Origin of the sequence: Bradyrhizobium cajani, from assembly GCF_009759665.1 — a bacterium.
GTDB classification, from domain to species: domain Bacteria; phylum Pseudomonadota; class Alphaproteobacteria; order Rhizobiales; family Xanthobacteraceae; genus Bradyrhizobium; species Bradyrhizobium cajani.
This window is the reverse complement of sequence record NZ_WQNE01000002.1, coordinates 241,528-260,732: the sequence shown is the minus strand read 5'-3', so window position 1 is coordinate 260,732 and position 19,205 is coordinate 241,528. Positions and strand designations below refer to the sequence as shown.

General features: G+C 65.1%; 19 protein-coding genes and 1 pseudogene. 10 read left to right on the top strand and 10 right to left on the bottom strand.

All coding sequences use genetic code 11. The features are described from left to right. Positions 1-13 precede the first annotated feature (13 nt). The 7 genes from GPL20_RS03950 to GPL20_RS03920 form a co-directional block, all read right to left on the bottom strand. Positions 14-733: an urease accessory protein UreF gene (locus GPL20_RS03950; protein WP_157327892.1), complete on the bottom strand. Its 720-nt coding sequence runs from the start codon at positions 731-733 to the stop codon at positions 14-16. Beyond that, complete coding sequence (locus GPL20_RS03945; protein WP_254125847.1) at positions 717-1,406, bottom strand: urease accessory protein UreE; 690 nt, start codon at positions 1,404-1,406, stop codon at positions 717-719. Before GPL20_RS03945 ends, GPL20_RS03950 begins: the two co-directional genes overlap by 17 nt. Before the next feature lie 10 nt (positions 1,407-1,416). After that, positions 1,417-3,138, bottom strand: a complete 1,722-nt coding sequence (locus GPL20_RS03940) for an urease subunit alpha (RefSeq protein WP_157327890.1) — start codon at positions 3,136-3,138, stop codon at positions 1,417-1,419. 33 nt (positions 3,139-3,171) lie between these two features. Continuing rightward, positions 3,172-3,609 (bottom strand): urease subunit beta, encoded by a 438-nt coding sequence (locus GPL20_RS03935; protein WP_157327887.1) that lies wholly within the window; start codon positions 3,607-3,609, stop codon positions 3,172-3,174. A 20-nt stretch (positions 3,610-3,629) separates the two neighbouring features. Beyond that, entirely contained in the window at positions 3,630-3,932 is a 303-nt protein-coding gene (locus tag GPL20_RS03930) for an urease subunit gamma (RefSeq protein ID WP_157327885.1), read from the bottom strand. A 163-nt stretch (positions 3,933-4,095) separates the two neighbouring features. Next, positions 4,096-5,217: a baeRF11 domain-containing protein gene (locus tag GPL20_RS03925; protein ID WP_157327883.1), complete on the bottom strand. Its 1,122-nt coding sequence runs from the start codon at positions 5,215-5,217 to the stop codon at positions 4,096-4,098. 115 nt (positions 5,218-5,332) lie between these two features. Next, positions 5,333-5,833, bottom strand: coding sequence for a DUF992 domain-containing protein (locus tag GPL20_RS03920; protein WP_309143235.1), 501 nt, complete (start codon positions 5,831-5,833; stop codon positions 5,333-5,335). Positions 5,834-6,245: 412 nt separating this feature from the next. On the opposite strand from GPL20_RS03920, the gene GPL20_RS03915 reads away from it, so the two are divergent. Then, entirely contained in the window at positions 6,246-6,407 is a 162-nt protein-coding gene (locus tag GPL20_RS03915) for a DUF2934 domain-containing protein (protein WP_157327881.1), read from the top strand. A 453-nt stretch (positions 6,408-6,860) separates the two neighbouring features. On the opposite strand, the gene GPL20_RS03910 is transcribed toward GPL20_RS03915, so the two are convergent. The 3 genes and pseudogenes from GPL20_RS03910 to GPL20_RS03900 all read right to left on the bottom strand — a co-directional run bounded on the left by GPL20_RS03910 (position 6,861) and on the right by GPL20_RS03900 (position 9,511). Continuing rightward, the gene (locus GPL20_RS03910) at positions 6,861-8,648 is read right to left on the bottom strand and encodes a peptide ABC transporter substrate-binding protein (protein WP_157327879.1); all 1,788 of its coding nucleotides are present in this window, start codon (positions 8,646-8,648) and stop codon (positions 6,861-6,863) included. 55 nt (positions 8,649-8,703) lie between these two features. Continuing rightward, positions 8,704-8,820 (bottom strand): annotated as a pseudogene (locus tag GPL20_RS03905) (helix-turn-helix domain-containing protein); the annotation flags it as partial. 112 nt (positions 8,821-8,932) lie between these two features. Then, positions 8,933-9,511 (bottom strand): TetR family transcriptional regulator, encoded by a 579-nt coding sequence (locus GPL20_RS03900; protein WP_157327877.1) that lies wholly within the window; start codon positions 9,509-9,511, stop codon positions 8,933-8,935. A 146-nt stretch (positions 9,512-9,657) separates the two neighbouring features. On the opposite strand from GPL20_RS03900, the gene GPL20_RS03895 reads away from it, so the two are divergent. From GPL20_RS03895 to GPL20_RS03855, 9 genes are all read left to right on the top strand, one after another. Beyond that, complete coding sequence (locus GPL20_RS03895; RefSeq protein ID WP_157327875.1) at positions 9,658-11,103, top strand: MATE family efflux transporter; 1,446 nt, start codon at positions 9,658-9,660, stop codon at positions 11,101-11,103. 191 nt (positions 11,104-11,294) lie between these two features. After that, a complete protein-coding gene (locus GPL20_RS03890) occupies positions 11,295-12,077 on the top strand; it encodes a MetQ/NlpA family ABC transporter substrate-binding protein (protein WP_157327873.1) in 783 nt (260 codons plus the stop codon). A gap of 134 nt (positions 12,078-12,211) precedes the next feature. Next, positions 12,212-13,246: a putative FMN-dependent luciferase-like monooxygenase gene (locus tag GPL20_RS03885; RefSeq protein ID WP_157327871.1), complete on the top strand. Its 1,035-nt coding sequence runs from the start codon at positions 12,212-12,214 to the stop codon at positions 13,244-13,246. A 32-nt stretch (positions 13,247-13,278) separates the two neighbouring features. Continuing rightward, positions 13,279-13,878, top strand: a complete 600-nt coding sequence (locus tag GPL20_RS03880; RefSeq protein WP_167532878.1) for a CMD domain protein — start codon at positions 13,279-13,281, stop codon at positions 13,876-13,878. A gap of 14 nt (positions 13,879-13,892) precedes the next feature. Next, positions 13,893-14,471, top strand: a complete 579-nt coding sequence (locus GPL20_RS03875) for an alkylhydroperoxidase domain protein (RefSeq protein WP_157327868.1) — start codon at positions 13,893-13,895, stop codon at positions 14,469-14,471. Positions 14,472-14,530: 59 nt separating this feature from the next. Continuing rightward, on the top strand, positions 14,531-15,688 hold the full coding sequence (locus GPL20_RS03870) for an ABC transporter substrate-binding protein (protein ID WP_157327866.1): 1,158 nt from the start codon (positions 14,531-14,533) through the stop codon (positions 15,686-15,688). A 48-nt stretch (positions 15,689-15,736) separates the two neighbouring features. Next, complete coding sequence (locus GPL20_RS03865; RefSeq protein WP_254125849.1) at positions 15,737-17,560, top strand: ABC transporter permease; 1,824 nt, start codon at positions 15,737-15,739, stop codon at positions 17,558-17,560. Next, positions 17,560-18,402 (top strand): ABC transporter ATP-binding protein, encoded by an 843-nt coding sequence (locus tag GPL20_RS03860; protein WP_167532877.1) that lies wholly within the window; start codon positions 17,560-17,562, stop codon positions 18,400-18,402. The genes GPL20_RS03865 and GPL20_RS03860 overlap by 1 nt, the downstream gene beginning before the upstream one ends. Continuing rightward, entirely contained in the window at positions 18,399-19,139 is a 741-nt protein-coding gene (locus GPL20_RS03855) for an ABC transporter ATP-binding protein (RefSeq protein WP_157327864.1), read from the top strand. The genes GPL20_RS03860 and GPL20_RS03855 overlap by 4 nt, the downstream gene beginning before the upstream one ends. The last annotated feature ends 66 nt before the right edge of the window (positions 19,140-19,205 follow it).

Below are 19,205 nucleotides of genomic sequence, written 5' to 3'. Positions count from 1 at the left end.
AGCTCCATTCACGTCAACTCATGAACAGGCGCACATGCGCGCGCGTGTGGACGGCGGCCAGGATTTCCGTGAGCGGCGCAAAGCCTGCCATGTCCGACAACCGTGCCGCGGCGGCCGTCGCGTACATCCCGTCCGATTGCCCGGAGAGCACGTACAGAATCTTCTGTGTCTCGACGTGGCTGACCTTCATCAGCCGCAAGGCTGCCCCGAGGATCGTTGCCGCAACACCGTACTGGTGCACGACGAATGCCTGGCGGGCGGGCAGGCCCTGCGCGGCGAAATTGACTGCCAGTGCCACGGGATAGCAACCGGGGGTAACGGACGTTTCAATGCGGTGGCGCCAGGCATGAAGCAGCGGTGCGCCGACCACCTCCACACCCATCTCGGTGAACTTCTTGCCCATGCGGACCGACATCGCCCGGGCCTCGTCCGAAAGCTTGCGCGCATAGACCTGCGAATCCACGCGCGTGAGAGCATCGAGGTCGCCGGCAGCTGCCGCGCGATGTGCGGCGATCAGCGCGATGCCGTCGCCGCGCGCCGCCTGCTCGACCGCGGTGCGCGTGAACGCGCCGAGCGTCGCCGCATCGATGACGACGCTTTTCTGAATGGCGGATTCCAGGCCGGACGAAAACGAGAATGCGCCGATCGGGAACATCGAATCGCCAAACTGCAGGGCCCGCGCGAGCAGGGCGGCGGTTCTGGATGCGTTGTCGGCGTCATTCTCGATGATCATGCGCGGAACCGGTCATGGCCGGCGATGTGTGTTCGTGGGAGCCGGCTCCCGAATGGGCGTGGACATGCAACGGCGGGTGTCCGTATGCACGTCCAGTCTCGTCGATACCGGCGTAGTCCTCATGTGTATGGGAGTGCACCGGGCCTTCGGCGCCACCGAAGAGCCGGCGTGATTCATGTGGAGCCAGGTAAGGAACAACCTCGCGACCGGGCACGAACTCGTAACGAATCACCTCGAAACGGTAGGTATTCATCACGGACGTCATGACCTTGCGATCGACGGTGAGCGGAACATAGACGACGTTGTCCTTGACCAGCGCCGGCCAATGCTGATTTCCCATCGCGTGGCCCAGTTCGACGCAGGTGCGCATGGCGACGTCGGGAGCGAGCCTCGCCAGGCCATCCAGATGCACGATCATCACGTCACGCAGCTCGATGCGTACGACGATCGCCGCGAGACCCTGCGCATCCCAGACCAGCACGTCGCCGTCGCGGATGTGCGTGCCGCGGTCGACCGAAACGGCAAGCTCTGCCCCGTTCGCGGTCGTCTTGCGGAAGCGGCTCTTCTGCGCTTCCCATTGGTCGATTTCCATCAGGTCGATACTGGCGGTGGCAAGACGCGCGGCCCATGCAGGCTCGTCGATATTGCCCAGAACGGTCTTGATGAGGATCACCGTGCACTCCTCAGCTGAAGAAATATTTCTGGTTCAGCGAGATCGTCTTCAGGGGCGGCACGGTCGCGTGCTTTCCGTCGACGGTCACTGCGAAGGTCTCCGGGCTCACTTCAATGTTGGGCGTGCCGGTATTTCGGATCATGTCGCGCTTGCCGATCCTGCGCACGTTTCTCACCGGCATCACCTGCCGGCGGAGCCCCAGCTGCTCCTTGATCCCGGCGGCATGCGCGGCGCCGGAGACGAACGTGATACAGTTGGCCGCCAGCGCATCGCCGTAGGCACCGAACATGGGCCGATAATAGGTGGGCTGCGGCGTCGGCAGCGACGCGTTCGGATCGCCCATCACGGCCCAGCTGATGAAGCCATTCTTGATGACGATCTTGGGCTTTGCGCCGAAGAACCCGGGCTCCCACAGCACGAGGTCGGCGATCTTGCCGACCTCGACCGAGCCCAGCACGTCGGCAAGGCCGTGCGCGATCGCCGGGTTGATCGTGATCTTGGCGACGTAACGCAGCACCCGGAAATTGTCGTTGCCCGCCGCGTCCTCCGGCAGCTTGCCGCGCCCGGTCTTCATCGCATCGGCGGTCTGGATGCAACGCAGCCAGCATTCCCCGATGCGTCCCATGGCCTGCGAATCGCTCGAGAACATCGAGATGACGCCGAGGTCCTGAAGCACGTTTTCCGCGGCGATGGTTTCGGCGCGGATGCGGCTCTCGGTGAATGCGACATCCGACGGGATGTCGGGGCTGAGGTGGTGGCACACCATGATCATGTCATAGAGCTCGGCCTGCGAATTGATGCCGTAGGGGAGCGTGGGGTTGGTCGAAGACGGCAGGACGTTGGGAAGGCCGGCGATCTTGATGATATCCGGTGCATGACCACCGCCGGACCCTTCGGTATGGAACGAATGAACCGTCCTGCCCTCGAACGCCGCGATCGAATCATCGACGAAACCGGATTCGTTCAACGTGTCGGTATGGATGCACACCTGGGTGTCCGTCTCGTCGGCGACGGTGAGCGCGGACCGAAGCACCGCCGGGGTGGTGCCCCAATCCTCGTGGCACTTCACGCCAACCGCGCCGGCCTCGATCTGCTCGATCAGAGCCGCCTTGCCGTGTCCGTGCCCCTTGCCGAGAATGCCGACGTTGATTGGCCAGTTCTCGAATGCGCGCAACATCATCTTGATGTTCCCGGGACCCGACGTCACCGTCGTCGCGTTGGAGCCGTCCGAAGGGCCCGTGCCGCCGCCGATCAACGTCGTGGTGCCATTGGAGAGCGCCGCCTCCGCCTGCTGCGGAGAAATGAAATGAATGTGCGTGTCGATCCCGGCGGCCGTCAGGATCAGATGCGAGCCCGAGATGGCGTCGGTGGCGAGGCCGACCTCCAGGCCGGGCGTTACCCGATCCATTGTCTGCGGGTTGCCGGCCTTGCCGATCGCACAGATGCGGCCATCCCTGATGCCCACATCCGCCTTCACCACACCCAGCACCGCGTCGATCACGGTCACGTTGGTGATGACGAGGTCGGGAGCGCCAGCCGCCCGCGTCAGCTGATTGTCGATGCCCATGCCCTCGCGCATGCTCTTGCCGCCGCCGAAGACGATTTCATCGCCGTAGCCGCCGCGCAGGTCGCGCTCGATCTCGACGAACAGGCCCGTATCGCCGAGGCGGATGCGATCACCCGTCGTCGGGCCGAAGAGGCCGACATATTCCTGCCGAGAGATGGTAGCCATGGTGACCCTCAGACCTGCGTTGCACGCCTTCGTTTATGACGAGCGAAAACCTCGCTGCGCCGCCTGTGCCACCGCCTTGGATTTGACCGCGGCGGCGTCCCCACCGGCGGTGGGACCATCGACGAGATTGTTGAAGCCATAGACGGCGCGCTTGCCGCCATAGGGCACGAGTTGAACCTCGCGTTCGTCGCCGGGTTCAAACCGCGTTGCCGTGGAGGACGGAATGTTCAGGTGCAGCCCGAAGGCCGAAGCGCGATCGAATTCCAGCGCAGGATTGACCTCGAAGAAGTGGAAGTGCGACCCCACTTGCACCGGCCGGTCTCCGGTATTGCGGACCTTGAGCGTCGTCACCGGGCGATCGGCATCGAATGTGATCGCTGCCGGACTGCACACGTAACCGCCGACCGGCACGTCAGCCGTCGCCGGGTCGATGTCGGCGGCAACAGCGGGGCCCGCTTTTGGTCCAGCCATGTCAACCTCCTATGACGCACTCACTGGATTGGCGTATGCACCGTGACCAGGCGGCTGCCGTCGGTGAACACCGCCTCGATCTGCACCATCGGAATGAGATCGGCGACTCCATCCATCACATCGGCTTTCGTCAGGACGGTACGCGCCTCATTGGTAACGTCTTCGATTGTCTTCCCGGCACGTGCGCCATCAAGGGCGACCGCCGATATGACGGCGACGGCTTCCGGATAATTGAGCTTGAGCCCTTTGGCCCTTCGCTTGAGCGCAACGTCGGCCAGCATGTAGACAAGCAGCTTGTCGAACTCTCTCGGAGTGAGCTGCATGTGATCCTCCCGAGCCTTGTCTGCTCTTGCGGAACAGCAGGTGCACGAGTGGACTTGCGTGAGCACCGCTCCCTGCATTAGGGGCGCCGCCCCCGGATGCGTCAATCAGGGTTTCCCTCTGTTTCATGTCGGAAATGACCTGATGGAATGGTTGTCGCGCGGCCTACAGGGGATAGCGCAACACGGCAGCGAGTGACTTGCCTCCTGGGATGTCGGTCTTGCGAACACCGAGAACGTGGCCGCCCGCGTGCAGGACCCGCCCCGCGATTTCGTCGACCACGCCGTAGGTGCCGGCGCCCCCTTTGTCGGCGAACGTCACTCTGCCATCCACCTCGGACACCTTTCCGGGTACGACCTCATCAATGTCCACCAGCAGCGTTTCAACCGCACCATAGGTAGCTGCGCGAGCCGCCTGGGCGATATCGGTGGTCGCGCGCCCCTGGTTCTCGCGGAGATCGAAGCGTTTGGCGAAGGCCGCGATCTCGTCACGATAGAGACTATCGAGCACTGAGCGGGCACGCGCCGCAAGTTCGGCATCGGTCAGTGAATCGGGACTGCCGTCGATCCCTGTCGGTGCCAGGCGAGCATAGGTATTTACGGATCGATAGATCGAGGCGAGAGGCTGGAGCGCCGCCAGCACCAGGGGAATATCGGTGCCGGCAAGCAGTGCGCGCAGCGAGCTGTCCACCTGTCGTGCGAACTGGCGCAGCCTGACTTTCTGCCCTTCGGTGCCCTGGATGCGGCCGCTCGGAGAACGATCGTTCAGCGTCGAGCGCCCCACCGCACTGGCCGCATCCTTCGGCATGCCTTCGACCCTGACGGGCGTCGCGGGCAGATCGGAGGGAACCTCGATCACGCGGACTGTTCCTTCCGACAGCGCCAGCACATAACAGGTGTGGGGAAACGTAACGGCCCGCAGCAGCGGTTTCAGAAAGAAGCGGTCGGACACCTCGACGACCGGCTCCAGCGCGTTGGGAAGGCGAAACGTCAGGATGTTGTCGGGCGTCGCCAGCACCGCGAGGCTACGTGCCTGAAATCGCCAGAACTCGTCATCGTCGATGAGATCGTCCAGATGTTCGGCCAATGCAGCGACGTGGCGCTTGTCGACGCCCGCGGCTTCGAGCTGCTGGATGCCTTGCTTCGCGAGATTCTTCAGTTCGATCCGATCGCCTGCGGTCTCCTGCGTCACCGGCGAGGTTCGCAGATAGATCGAAAGGCAGATGTCATCGCGGTGGGAGATGAGCGACTTCAAGTCCGCAGTGGTGGGAATATCGAGGTAGAGCATGACAGAACTCCGTCTCGTCTGGGGTATCCGAACCATAGGAGCCTGCGGCACTCGCAGCCCCTGAAATTTGCAACCACTTCAAAGCGTCCCATCGAAGCGGCGCTCGCTGCCCGCGTCACCGCAACGTCAGATGGGTCACCGTCGCCGCCAGATTGATCCCAACCGCGCGCTCGATGGAAAGGGGCTGCAGGGCGACGCTTCGGCGAGATCCTCCGATCAGGACGTTGGCGCCGAGGCCCGGGCCCAACGCGATATTGCCGCTGGCCCCGACATAGGTCCCGCGCATGGTCCCCGGGCGGATTTGTGAGTTTCTGGCGAAGACGGCCCAGGACAGGACGCCGCTTCCGGTGACGCCGAGATCGAAGCCGATGCGCCTGATCCGGCCTTCGTAGATGTAATGTCGAGACGCCCCTCTCCGGTAAAACGTGCAGCGCAACGATTGCGTCGATCCGGCGAGGAAGCCGATCCTTGGGCTGGTCGCGCACAGGAGCCGGCCGACCCGGAATGCCTCGGCACGCGCCGGCGTAATCGCGGCGCAGGCAATGGCGAACGCGCACAGGGTACCAAACAGTGGTATCGTTCGCATGTCTGACCTCGACATGAACTTGCGCGGCAACGATGCGCCCCTGACCGAACCCGGGGCATCGGGTGATTGCCTGATCGAGGACTGGGAATCCCCCGGGATGCCGCCAACGCGCTTTCGGGAATCCCAACTGTCCACGATTGCGTCGGCCGATACCGTCAGCGATGCTGCTGACAGAGTGTCAGACCATCGCCATCGAGAACGCGAAATTTGTTAGCCGTGCTGACATTGTCCGGTCGCGTTCCGCATTTCCGACCTGCTGCGTATGACCGTTCGTTGTCCTGGTCTGGATGGCGCGCCAAATTGCCGACGACAGGAACTCTTGCGCATGACCGCGGCTTGATTCCGCGGGCCAGCATCGCCGCCGATGGCTGGTCTGCACGGCCCCGTCTCCAAGCCCCCCATACCCCCCAGGATGGGGCCGTGCTTCACAGCAGGAGATGCAATGCCTGAGCCGACCGAGCAGGACATCAGAGAACGCGCCCACCGACTCTGGGAGCAAGCCGGCAAGCCGGAAGGCCGCGAGGAGGAGTTTTGGCGCGCGGCCGAGCAGGAGCTGCGCAACGAGGACAAGTCGAACCCGACGCGGACGCCGGACACGCTGTGACTCGCAGGGCGATAAAGAAAGAGCCGCCGAGTGCTTCACCCTGGCGGCTTCAAGAAGTCCGTAGCTGTTGATCGGCTCTCCAGCCTCGTGCGTACCGCCGTTACCTTGTTTGCGGCCATGCCCATTCTTTCTAGGCGGAGACACCTGATTCTGCTGTGACCTGAATCACACACTGCAAAAGTGATGTCGAAAGGGGCGAGCATTTGCGAAACTGATCATGCTTCGCTGCGGGGAAGCTTGATGACTTTTGCCTACTCCTATTCCACATCGCGCAGGCGAACGGCGCGCGGCACGTTCGAATTCGCGCAAAGTCGCGAGGATGCGAAGGTGTGTCTGCAGCCGCCCACTCGCTGTCATCGCCCGCCTTGTGCGCACTTGCGCACTGGGGCGGGCGATCCGGTATCCACAGGCGGTTGTGATTGAACCGAGAGGCTGCGGTGTACTGGATTCCCCTCAGATCCGATACCAGCTCGCCAGATTCCACGTCGTGACGTCCCACCCGGAGATGTCGGCCATGAGGCTGTTGGCGCCGCCGCCGACGATGTTGCGCGAGAGCAGCGGCAGGAACACGTTGGCCTCGCAGAAGGTCTCGTCGACCTTGATCAGCAGCGCGGCGCGCTTGACCGGATCGAGCTCGTTCTGCGCGGCCTTGTAGGCCTTGTCGACCTCGGGATCGGACCAGCGCGAAATGTTGCGGCCCAGCCACTTGTTGTCCTTGTTGGCGATCTCCCACGACACGCACTGGTTCAGGAACCGCTCCGGATCGGGCTGCGGCTGCGTCGTGTTGTACATCTCCATGTCGGCATAGAATTTCGAGTAGGTGTCGGGGTTGCCGACGTCAGAGGAGAAGTACACCGATGCGGTGACCGACTTGAGCTCGATCTCGATGCCGGCCTTCTGGCAGGCCTGCTTGATGATGGCCTGCGTCTTCTGGCGCGGGGCGTTGGTCGAGGTCTGGAAGACAAATTTGAGCTTCTTGCCGTCCTTCTCGCGGATGCCGTCCCCGCCCTTCTTCCAGCCGGCCTCGTCGAGGATCTTGTTCGCCTTGTCGACGTCGAACTCGTATTTCAGCTTGCTCGACTTGAACTGCGGGGGCTGGTTGACGAAGCTCGCCGTCGCGATGCCGCCGCGGCCGTAGATGAACTTCTGGATCGACTCGCGGTCGATCAGGAGGTTGATCGCCCGGCGAACGGCCGGGTCGGACAGCGTCGGGTGCTTGGTCTTGACGCTGGAGCGCTCGCCGTCGACCTCGGTCCAGGGGTCCGTCGTGTTGAGGATGATGAACTCGACGTTGCCGGAGGGCGTGACATCGACCTTGCCTTTGCCGCTGGCCTCCATGCGCTTGAGGACCTCCTCCTCCACCAGCAGATTCCAGGCATAGTCGTATTCGCCGGTCTGGAGTACGGCGCGGGCCGCGGAGACCGCGTCGCCGCCGCCCTTGACCTCGAGCGTGTCGAAATGCGGCTGGTTCTTGACGTGATAGTCGGGGTTGCGCTCGGCGCGGATCATGTCGCCCGGCTTGAACTCGACGAATTTGTACGGGCCGGTGCCGACCGGCTTCAGATTGCCAGGTGCCTCGCGCGACTTGGCGCCGACATAATCGCCGAAATGATGCTTTGGCAGGATCTGGCCGACCGAGCCGACGAAGGGGTCGGCCCAGAACGGCGTCGGGCTCTTGAAGAGCAGCTTGACGGTGTGGTCGTCGATCTTCTCGACCTTGAGGTCCTTGTACGACCCGGTGGTGTAGGCCGCGGTCGCAAGATCGGCAGCGTATTGCCAGGTGAAGACGACGTCGTCGGCAGTGAAGGGCTTGCCGTCATGCCACTTCACGCCCTGTTTCAGCTTCCAGGTCACGCTCATGCCGTCCGCCGCGAGGCCGCCGTTCGCCTTGGTCGGAACCTCGGCGGCGAGGCAGGGGATGAGATTGCCTTCCTTGTCCCAGCCGGCGAGCGGTTCGAAGAAGATGCGCGTGGCGATCTGATCCTTGGTGCCGAGCGCGAAGTGCGGATTGAGCAGGGTGGGGGCCTGCCAGAGCAGGATCTTGAGCGGGCCGCCGCCGCCGGCCTTGGTCGGCTTGTAGGGCAGCGTGGCGTCCGCCATCGCCACGTCGTTCCAGGCCAGGATCTGGCTCGCGGCAGGCGCTGCGATCCCGATCGCAGCCATGGTCCGGATGAACGAGCGTCGCGACAGCGTGCCTTGCTTCACCTCCGCGATGGCCTTGCGGATTTCGTCTTCGTTCATCGGATGACCTCCACCTCAAGATAAAGTCGTCGCCGGCTGCTTACCGCGCTCGAACTCAGGATATCGGGCCTCGCGCCTGCCGGACCGTATCGGAAGGGTACAGGCCAAAGGCGGAGCGGTACAATGCAGCAAAACGGCCCATGTGGGTAAAGCCCCACTTCAGCGCGACCTCGCGGTTTTCCGTCAGTCAATCCGGGTGTCGCCCTCGACAAGGTCTCCCGCGCCGTTCTGGCGGAGGGCTTTGTCGGCATGAACATCCGCGATGGCGCGTGCCGTCGCCCGTATCACGGCTCCCCGGCAAGGTGCATTGCCGCCTTCGCCGCGTCCGCCAGGATCTCCTCGGACAATTGCGTGTCGTTCACCGCGCGCGACAATTGCAGCGCGCCGACCATGGTGGCGTAGACCGAGATCGCACGGCGCCGCCGCTCCGCGGCCGAACCTTGCGGCATCTGCGCCGCCATCAATGCGATGATGTCGGAGATCTTTCCGGTGAAGGCATCGCGCGTCGCCTTCGGATGCCGGGCGATCTCGGCGGCGAGGGCTGCGGTCGGGCAGCCCGTTGCCGCGCGGTCGCGATGGCGCGGGGAGAGGTAGTCGCGGATCGTGGTCTCGAGCGCGACGCCGTTCTCGAGATTGTCCTTGTGCCGCTGTTCGCGCCGCTCCAGCGCGTCCAGCAGCACGGCGCGCACCAGATCCTCCTTGGAGGAGAAATGCGTGTAGAAGGCGCCATTGGTGAGGCCCGCCTCCGACATGATGGCGGCGAGCCCCACCGCAGCGATGCCGCTCTCACGGAATTGCGTCGAGGCGATGTCGAGGATGTGCCGGCGTGTCGTATCTCGGTGTCCCTTGTCGTAGCGCGCCAATTCCGCCTCCTGCGACCTGGCTTTCCGCCCCGGCCACAAAATCGTGAGACCCGGGCTATTGCATTACGATCATAATATTACATTATGAGCATAATGCAATGGGCGGCCGATCGGTGGTGGCCCTCCGGGATCACAGGATCGATCGCATGTCAGTCGAGGATGCCGCCGTACCGGCCTTGCCCGCCGCGCAGATCGCGGCCCGCGCCGCGGCTCCGCTGCACCAGGCGGCGCCCGCCGTCCCAGGCGCGGCCGAGCAAAGGCGTGCCGCGCTCCTGACCGCGCCGATTCTGCCGACACTGCTCAGGCTGGCGCTGCCGACCGTGACCGTGCTGGTGGCGCAGACCGCCGTCAACATCGCGGAGGCCTATTATGTCGGCTTCCTCGGCACCGATGCGCTGGCGGGCGCTGCGCTGGTGTTCCCGATCTTTATGCTGATGACCATGATGTCGAATGGCGGGTTCGGCTCTGGCGTCGCGTCCTCGGTGGCGCGTGCGGTCGGCGCTGGCCGCCGCGATGACGCGGAGGCGGCGCTGTTTCATGCCGTCATGCTCGCCATCCTCGCCGGCGGCGCGTTCACGCTCGGCGTGATCCTCGGCGGGCCCTGGCTCTATCGGATCCTCGGCGGCCAGGGCGGCGCGCTCGCGGCGGCGATCACCTATTCCAATTATCTGTTCGCCGGTGCGATCCCGGTATGGATCGTCAACCTCCAGGCGGCGGCGCTGCGTGGCTCCGGCAATGTCAAGGTGCCCGCGCTGGTGACGCTGGTCGGCGCCATCGTGACCATCCCGGTATCGCCGGCGCTGATCTTCGGCTTGGGCCCGATCCCGCGGCTCGGCATCGGCGGCGCCGGTGTCGCCTTCGGCCTCTATTACAGCGCGGCGATGCTGTTCCTGCTGCGTTACATGTGCTCCGGCGCGTCCGGGCTGAGGCTGCACATCGTGCCATTGCGCGCGAGAATCTTCGGCGACATGCTGAAGGTCGGCATCCCCACCGCGTTCAACGCGGTGCTGACCAACCTCACCGTCATCCTCGTGACCGGCGCGGTCGGCCTGTTCGGCACTTCGGCGCTCGCCGGCTACGGCATCGCCTCGCGGCTCGACTACATCATGATCCCGCTCTTGTTCGGCATCAGCACGGCGACACTCACCATGGTCGGCGTCAACATGGGCGCGGGCCAGACGGCGCGCGCACGCAGGATCGGCTGGATCAGCGGTGTCGTCGGCATGATCATGACCGGCACGATCGGCGCGCTGGTCGCCATTTTTCCGACGGCGTGGCTCAACCTGTTCAGCCACGATGCCGAGGTGGTCAGCGAGGGCATGACCTATCTGCGCATCGTCGCGCCGGCCTACGCCGCGCTCGGCTTCGGCTTCGTCACGTCCTTCGCCGCCCAAGGCACGGGCCGCGCCATGGGACCGCTGGTCTCGTCCGTCGCGCGCATCATGATCGCGGCCGGCGGCGGCTGGATCGCGGTGGCGAGCTTCGGCGCAGGCATGGCGGGACTTGCCACGATGGTGACGGTGTCGCTTGCCGCCTATGCCGCGATCTGCGTCCTGATCATGCTGTCGCCGGCGACGTGGCGCTCGGAGTAGACCGGCATCAATGGATGCTGGCTACGCTTGCGGATGGTGTTGTCGCCGCCGTGAAATTCGTTTTCCGTTTGGCGCCGAATGGAGAACGTGCGCCCGCAACAGGCAGTCAATATGGATTTCCATTTCATTGATTTCGCCCGGCGGAGAAGCGAATACGGTTCCAGCATTGCCAAAGACCTACGGAGACCACGATGTCGTTTCGTTCCGCCCTGATCCTCTCAACCGTGCTCGCCGCCTGGTCGGCCGCAGCTTCAGCCGAGACCATCAAGATCGGCGTGACGCCGGGGCCGCACGCGCAGATCCTGGAAGCGGTGAAGCCGATCGCCGCCAAGCAGGGCCTCGACATCCAGCTCATCGAGTTCTCCGATTACGTGGTGCCGAACGCCGCGCTCGACGCCGGCGAGATCCAGGCCAATTCGTTCCAGAACCAGCCTTATCTGGACAACCAGAAGGCCGACCGCGGCTACAAGATCGAAGCCGTCGGACTGACCGTGAATTTTCCGATCGGCGTCTATTCGAAGAAGCACAAGGCTTTCGCCGATATTCCGGAAGGCGGCAAGGTCTCGATCCCGAACGATCCGACCAATGGCGGCCGCGTGCTGCTGCTCCTGCGCGACAAGGGCGTGATCAAGCTGAAGGACGGTGTCGGCTTCAAGCCGACGGTGCTCGACATCACCGAGAATCCCAAGAAGCTGAAATTCATCGAGGTCGACGCGGCGCAGGCGCCGCGCGCGCTCGACGATGTCGACGCCGCCGCGATCAACACCAATTATGCAACCCAGGCGGGCCTCGATCCGGTCAAGGACCCGATCCTGCGCGAAGACCCGAAGGGCCCCTATGTCAACCTGATCGCCGTTCGCGCCGCCGATAAGGACAAGCCCTGGGTCAAGACCCTCGTGGACAGCTACCACACGCCGGAGGTCAAGGAGTTCGTCCTGACCAAGTTCAAGGGCGCGGTGCTGCCGAGCTGGTAGGCAGTCTGCCTAGCCAAAGTCCAACGTCGTCCAGCGAAGGGGCGATCCCGGCGGGCAGCCTTGCGCAATGCCCGCTTGTCTGGAGCTGCGGCAACCGACATCATCGGGGCCCATCCTCGCGCGACAGGGGTCGTATGAAACGCTTTGCAAACCTGAAACGACTGGGGTTCTTCACGCGGCTGCTCGACGAGGCCCCGCCGGCCGAGCGATACCGTTTCGCGGCCGAGCAGATCGTGCGCGCCGAACAGGCGGGCCTCGATTCCGCGTGGATCGCGCAGCATCATTTCCACGAGCGCGAGGGCGGCCTGCCGTCGCCGTTTACGTTCCTCGGCTACGTTGCGGCGCAGACCTCCCGCATCCGCCTCGGCACCGGCATCGTCACCTTGCCGCTGGAGAACCCGGTGCGCGTGGCGGAGGACGCCGCGGTGCTCGATCTCCTTTGCAGCGGACGCTTCGAGCTCGGCGTCGGCACCGGCGGCAACCCGTCGGCTTTTGCCGCCTTCGGCCTCGACAGCGCCCTGCGCAACGAGATCTTTGCCCGCAATCTGGAGGTCGTTCGCATCGCGCTGGTCGGCAAGCCTCTTGATGGCGGTGACACGCTCTATCCGCAACGGCCGGAATTGGACAAGCGCATCTGGCAGGCGACATTCTCGGTTGCGGGCGGCGCCCGGGCCGGCAAGGCCGGCGACGGCCTGCTGTTGTCGCGCACCCAGCCGCGGCCGAAGGAGGCGCCGCGCGCGACACTGGCCGAGATCCAGAATCCGATCATCGACGCCTATCTCGCAGCACTGCCGCCGGGATGCGAGCCCCGCATCATGGCCTCGCGCAGTGTCTTCGTCGCCGACGACCATCGTGAGGCGATGCGCCTCGCAGACATCGGATTGCGGCGCGCGCTGCCGCAATTCATGAAGGGCGGTCATGCCAAGCCGGGCGAGACGCTGGAGGAGATGATCACGGCGTTCGACACGCATGTCGGCGCGGCCGACGAGGTCATCGCCTCGCTCCGCACGGATGCCACGCTGGAGCGGGTGACCGACCTCGTGTTCCAGGCACATTCGGTCGATGCGCCGCATCCCCATATCCTGCGCTCGATCGAGCTGGTCGCGGACAAGGTCGCGCCGGCGCTGGGCTGGACCCGGACGGCGCCCGATGTCGCGCTGGCAGGCTAGATCAACATGATGGCGTTGCACGAGGCTGACTGATGAGTACGAAGGATATCATCGACACGCTCGCCGGGATCGAACCGGGATCGGCGCTGGACACCATCCGCGCGCGTCGCCTGCAAGCGCGCGAGAACGCGCAGAAGAGCTATCTCTCGCTGTTCGAGCCGATCGACGCCGGCGAGTTTTCGCTCGCCGAGCGCGCCGCGGTCGCGGCCTTCGTGACCGGGCTCCATGGCGAGTCCCCCGTCGCGGCGTTCTATCGCGAGAAGCTTGCAGCGAACGCGGATGGCGCGGCGCTGATCGAGGCGATCACGGCCGAGATCGAACGGGGCAAGACCTCCGGCCCCTACGGCGCCTTTCCGGCCGGGCCGCTGTCGATCGAGAACAAGGCCGGCCTGATCTATCGTGTGAGTGCGGAGCGCAAGGCGGTCCTCGGTGCCCGGCTCGTTGCGGCGTTCGAGCATGCGCATCTGCTGGTGTTCCGGCCACGCGATGCGGCGTCTTCCGACATGAAGGCGCTGCTCGCCGCCGGCTGGTCGAACACCGGCATCGTCACGTTCTCCCAGCTCGTCGCGTTCCTGTCGTTCCAGCTGCGCGTCGTCAGCGGCTTGCGCACGCTCGCCGCAACGAACGCATAAGAAGAGGCCGTAACATGAGCGCCACCGTCAATCCGCCCGTCGTCTTCACCCAGGACGAACTCGGCTGGGTGTCATGGATCGATCCGCTGCCCGAGGTCGAATTGACCGAGCGGCATTTCAATGGCCTGGTCGATCGCGCCCGCGCCAAGTCGGAATATTTCCGCCTGCTGGTGCGCGATCCCGAGGTGCTGGAAGCCCGCACCAAGACCGACAAGGACATCTTCTACAATGTCGCCGACGGCCTGCCGCGCGCCGAGCGCGAGCTCGCGGCGGCTGCGACCTCGCGCTACAACGGCTGCATCTACTGCGCCTCCGTGCATGCGCGGTTTGCCAGCACCTATTCCAAGCGCCGCGACGACGTGCAGCGCATGCTCGACGAGGGCGTCGGGGCCGATCTCGGCGAGCGCTGGAATGCCGTCGTCAAGGCGTCGGTGGCGCTGGCGGCGACGCCGATCGCGTTCGGACCCGACAATATCGCGGAGCTGCGCCGCGCCGGTCTCGACGATGCGGAGATCGTCGACGTCATCAATGGCGCCTCGTTCTTCAACTGGGCGAACCGACTGATGCTGTCGCTCGGCGAGCCCTCGAAATAGGCAATCTCACCGGCACAAGAATTGCTGCTTGTTTCAACATTGAGTGGATGGAGCCGTGCATGAGCAACATCGATCGTCGGTCCCTGGTCAAAGGCTCGCTTGCCGCCATGATGGCGGGAGCGGCGTTCTCGCGCGCCGCCTTCGCGCAGTCCTCCGAGCCGATCCTGCTCGGCGTCAGCGGTCCCCTGACCGGGCCGAACGCGCAATATGGCACGCAGTGGAAGCAGGGCTTTGATCTCGCGCTCGACGAGATCCAGGCGGCCGGCGGCATCAACGGCCGCAAGCTCGCCTACCAGTTCGAGGACAGCCAGAGCGATCCGCGCCAGTCGGTGGCGATCGCCCAGAAGTTCGTCTCCGATCCGCGGATCGTCATGGAGCTCGGCGACTTCTCCAGCCCGGCGTCGATGGCGGCCTCGCCGATCTATCAGCGCGGCGGCCTCGTGCAGTTCGGCTTCACCAACTCGCATCCCGACTTCACCAAGGGCGGCGACTTCATGTGGAGCACGTCGGTGAGCCAGGCCGACGAGCAGCCGCTGCTGGCGTCATATGCCGTCAGGCGTCTCGGCCTGAAGAAGCTTGCCGTGCTGCACCTCAACACCGATTGGGGCCGCACCAGCCGCGACTATTTCGTCAAGGCCGCGAAGGAATACGGCGCCGAGGTCGCGGTGACCGAGGGCTACATCGCAGAGGAGCGCGACTTCCGCTCCACGCTGGTGCGGGTGCGCGACGCCAATCCGGACGGGTTGATCCTGATCTCCTATTATTCCGACGGCGCGCTGATCGCGCGCCAGGCCCGCCAGGTCGGCCTCAAGCAGACGATCTGCGCGGCGAGCTCGGTCTACTCGCCGAAGTTCCTGGAGCTCGGCGGCGAGGCCGTCGAGGACGTGCATCTCGGCACGCGCTACTTCCCCCAGGATCCCAGGCCCGAGGTGAAGAAATTCATCGCGGGCTTCAAGGCGAAGTATGGCGGGCAGGAGCCCGACGCCTTCAACGCCTATTCCTATGACGCCATGAACATGGCGGCCGCCGTCGTGAAGATCGGCGGCACCGACCGCCGCGCCATCCGCGACGCCTTCGCGAAAGTGAAGGACGTCTCCAGCGTCATCTTCGGCGCGGCGACGTTCGACGTCGAGAGCCGCCGCGTCAAGGGCGCCATGAACGCCGAGCTCGTCGTGCGCAAGGGCCAGTTCGCGCTCTGGGACGGCAAGCCGACCTGACATGATGGTGGTTGCCAAGGCCCTTCCTCCCTTCATTAGGAACGCTGCGTGTCTTCCTGGCTCGACTACACGATCAACGGGCTGATCGTCGGCAATGTCTACGCCCTGGTTGCGGTCGGGCTCGCGCTGATCTTCGGCGTCAGCCGGCTGATTAACTTTGCGCAGGGCTCGATCTATCTCGTCGGCGCCTATATCGGCTGGGTCGCGGTGGTGCAGCTGCATACGCCGCTGCCGCTCACCATCCTCGTGGTCGCTGTCGCTGCCGCGCTGGTCGGGCTGATCATCGAGCGGTTCGGCCTGCGGCCGCTCCAGAACTCGGTACGCATCGCGCCGCTGCTGGCGACGATCGGCATCAGCTTCGTGCTCGATCAGCTGGTGATGCTGACCTTCTCGCCCAATCCGCGCGCGCTGCCGAGCCAGTTGCCGGACGTCCGCTTCCAGGTCGGTAACGGGACGATCGGCCCGCTTGATCTGTTGATCGCCGGCGTCGGCATCACCAGCGCGCTCTTGCTGTTCGTGTTCCTGCGCTACAGCAAGCTCGGCTGGGCCGTCCGCGCCACTGCGCAGGACCGCGACGCCGCGATGCAGATGGGCGTCGATGTCAACCGTGTCAATCAAGCCGTGTTCGGCATCGCCGCCGCGCTCGGCGGCGTCTCGGGCATGCTGGTCGGCATGTACTACAACCAGATCGACACCGCGATGAGCCTCCAGGCAACGCTCAAGGGCGTCGTCGCCGAAGTGGTCGGCGGCGCCGGCAACGTGCCCGGTGCTGTCATCGGCAGCCTGCTGCTGGGACTGGTGGAGAGCTATGGCGTCGCCGTGTTCGGCACCAGCTACCGTAACCTGTTTGCGTTCCTGCTGCTGGTCGTCGTGCTCGTGCTGCGGCCGAACGGGCTGTTCGCCAGCGCACGGCAGGCGCCGCCCGAGCCGCTCACCGGCACCTTCATTGCGCCGAGCCGTCCCGTGCGCATCCCGCGATGGGCTTTGCTGGTTGCGGCCGGCGGCTTCGCGATCCTGCCGCTGTTCCCGGTGTCCTTCTACGTGCTCCAGACCCTGATCAACGCCTGGCTGCTCGGCATGCTCGCGCTCAGCCTGACGCTGGTTGCGGGCACGATCGGCCAGGTCTCGCTCGGCCACGCGGCGCTGCTCGCGATCGGCGCCTATACCTCCGCGTTGCTGTCGCTGACGCTCTCCGTCCCGGTCGGCCTCGCGATCATCGGCGGCGGCCTGATGAGCGCGGCACTGGGCACGCTCCTGATCTCGCCGTCGTTCCGCCTGCGAGGGCATTACGTGTCGATCGCGACGCTCGCCATCGGCGAGATCGTGTCGCTGGTGATCCTGAACTGGGAAAGCGTCACGCGCGGCCCGATCGGCATCTCCGGCATCCCGCCGTTGTCGCTGTTCGGCTACGACCTTATCAGCCCGACGTCGATCTACTGGTTCAGCCTCGCGGTCATGGTCGTGCTTGCGCTGCTTCAGGCGCGCCTGCTCGGCTCGCATCTCGGCCGCAGCTTCCGCGCCATCCGCGACGACGACATCGCCGCGCGCGCCTACGGCCTCAGCCTCAACCGCTACAAGTCGCTCGCCTTCATCTTCGGCGGGTTCGCAGCCGGCGTCAGCGGCGGCATCGCCGCGCATCTCTATTCCTACATCAACCACGAGACCTTCAACACGCAGCAATCCATCCTGGCGCTGACTGTGGTGATCCTCGGCGGCCTCGGCAACGTCGTCGGTGCGATTGTCGGATCGGTCGCGCTGGTCGGACTGCCCGAAGTCTTCCGGCTCGCGGCGGAGTATCGCATCCTGATCTACGGCATCGTGCTGCTGCTGCTCGTGCGGTTCAGGCCGCAGGGCCTGTTGGGGACGATCTGATGGCGGAGCAGCTTGACCCCATGCTGTCCCTGCGCGGCCTGACGCGCCGCTTCGGCGGCCTGACCGCCGTCGATGTCATCGATCTCGACCTCGCGAAGGGCGAGCTCATCAGCATCATCGGCCCGAACGGCGCCGGCAAGACGACGCTGTTCAATCTCGTGACCGGGCTCGATCGGCCCGATGCCGGTGCTGTCAGCTTCGAAGGACAGGACATCACGGGTCTGTCACCGGAACGGCTCGCCGCCGAAGGCATTGCGCGCACGTTCCAGCTCGGCCGCGTCTTCGGCAATCTCAGCGTGATGGACAACGTGCTGATCGGCGCCCACACGCGGCTGCGTGCGGTGAAGCCGGCCGTGCCGGTGATCGGCCCGCTGCTGGAAATGGGCCTGGCGCTGCTGCGTCCCGCCAGCGTCAGGGCCGAGGAGGAGCGGCTGCGGGAAGAGGTGAAAGCCATTCTCGCGCGCTTCGGCGAGCGATTGCTGCCGCGGATCGACCAGCCGGCCTACAGCCTCTCCTACGCCAACCGCCGCCGCGTCGAGATCGCGCGCGCGCTCGCGCTCAAGCCGCGCCTCTTGCTGCTGGACGAGCCGACCGCCGGCATGAATCCGACCGAGACCGCGGAGATGCAGGGCCTCGTCGCCGAGCTGAAGGTGGAGGGGCTGACCATCCTGCTGATCGAGCACAAGCTGGAGATGGTGATGCGCCTGTCCGACCGCGTCATCGTCATGGACGAAGGCAGGAAGATCGCGGAGGGGCCAGGTGAGGCGGTCCGCAACGATCCCAAGGTGATCGAGGCCTATCTCGGCCACGGCCTGACGACAGAGCAGGAGAGCGCGGCATGACGACTTCCTCGCCTGAACCGCTACTCGCGCTCTCGGGCGTCAACACCTTCTACGGCCAGGCCCAGGTGCATTTCGACCTGTCGATATCGGTCGGCCGCGGCCACATCGTCTGCCTGCTCGGCGGCAATGCCAGCGGCAAGTCGACGACGATGAAGATCATTCTTGGCCTGGTCAAACCACGCTCGGGCGACGTGAGCTTCGACGGCGCCTCGCTGCTTGGCCTCACCACCCCGCAGGTTGTCCGCCGCGGCATTGCCTCGGTGCCGGAAGCGCGGCGGCTGTTCGCGGACATGAGCGTTCGCGAGAACATTTTGATGGGTGCCTTCGTACGCAACGACCGCGATGCGGTGGCTCAGGATCTCGACAGGATGCTCACGCTGTTCCCCAGGCTCGGCCAGCGGCTGTCGCAGCGTGCCGGCTCGCTCTCCGGCGGCGAGCAGCAGATGGTGGCGATGGCCCGCGCGCTGATGAGCCGGCCGCGCATGATCGTGATGGACGAGCCGACCATGGGCCTGTCGCCGCTCTATGTCGACCGCGTGCTGGAACTGATCCGCACCATCAACCAGGACGGCGTGTCGGTGTTCATGGTCGAGCAGAATGCCAGCCTCGCGCTCGAGATCGCGCATGAGGCCTACGTGCTCCAGACCGGCAGGATCGTGCTCTCCGGCCCGGCGCGCGCGCTGAAGGACGATCCCCGCGTCCGCGACGCCTATCTCGGCGGTTCCGAGGCGGCATAGCTGCGCAAGACCTGTCTCGGCTGCCTGGAATTGCACTGGCCAGTGTGATCATTCTGTGGAATTATC

Excerpts from the sequence above, each read along its gene's own strand:
- GPL20_RS03950 (WP_157327892.1), bottom strand. The coding sequence starts at position 733 with ATGATCATCGAGAATGACGCCGACAACGCATCCAGAACCGCCGCCCTG.
- GPL20_RS03940 (WP_157327890.1), bottom strand. The coding sequence starts at position 3,138 with ATGGCTACCATCTCTCGGCAGGAATATGTCGGCCTCTTCGGCCCGACG.
- GPL20_RS03935 (WP_157327887.1), bottom strand. The coding sequence starts at position 3,609 with ATGGCTGGACCAAAAGCGGGCCCCGCTGTTGCCGCCGACATCGACCCG.
- GPL20_RS03930 (WP_157327885.1), bottom strand. The coding sequence starts at position 3,932 with ATGCAGCTCACTCCGAGAGAGTTCGACAAGCTGCTTGTCTACATGCTG.
- GPL20_RS03925 (WP_157327883.1), bottom strand. The coding sequence starts at position 5,217 with ATGCTCTACCTCGATATTCCCACCACTGCGGACTTGAAGTCGCTCATC.
- GPL20_RS03915 (WP_157327881.1), top strand. The coding sequence starts at position 6,246 with ATGCCTGAGCCGACCGAGCAGGACATCAGAGAACGCGCCCACCGACTC.
- GPL20_RS03910 (WP_157327879.1), bottom strand. The coding sequence starts at position 8,648 with ATGAACGAAGACGAAATCCGCAAGGCCATCGCGGAGGTGAAGCAAGGC.
- GPL20_RS03895 (WP_157327875.1), top strand. The coding sequence starts at position 9,658 with ATGTCAGTCGAGGATGCCGCCGTACCGGCCTTGCCCGCCGCGCAGATC.
- GPL20_RS03890 (WP_157327873.1), top strand. The coding sequence starts at position 11,295 with ATGTCGTTTCGTTCCGCCCTGATCCTCTCAACCGTGCTCGCCGCCTGG.
- GPL20_RS03885 (WP_157327871.1), top strand. The coding sequence starts at position 12,212 with ATGAAACGCTTTGCAAACCTGAAACGACTGGGGTTCTTCACGCGGCTG.
- GPL20_RS03880 (WP_167532878.1), top strand. The coding sequence starts at position 13,279 with ATGAGTACGAAGGATATCATCGACACGCTCGCCGGGATCGAACCGGGA.
- GPL20_RS03875 (WP_157327868.1), top strand. The coding sequence starts at position 13,893 with ATGAGCGCCACCGTCAATCCGCCCGTCGTCTTCACCCAGGACGAACTC.
- GPL20_RS03870 (WP_157327866.1), top strand. The coding sequence starts at position 14,531 with ATGAGCAACATCGATCGTCGGTCCCTGGTCAAAGGCTCGCTTGCCGCC.
- GPL20_RS03860 (WP_167532877.1), top strand. The coding sequence starts at position 17,560 with ATGGCGGAGCAGCTTGACCCCATGCTGTCCCTGCGCGGCCTGACGCGC.
- GPL20_RS03855 (WP_157327864.1), top strand. The coding sequence starts at position 18,399 with ATGACGACTTCCTCGCCTGAACCGCTACTCGCGCTCTCGGGCGTCAAC.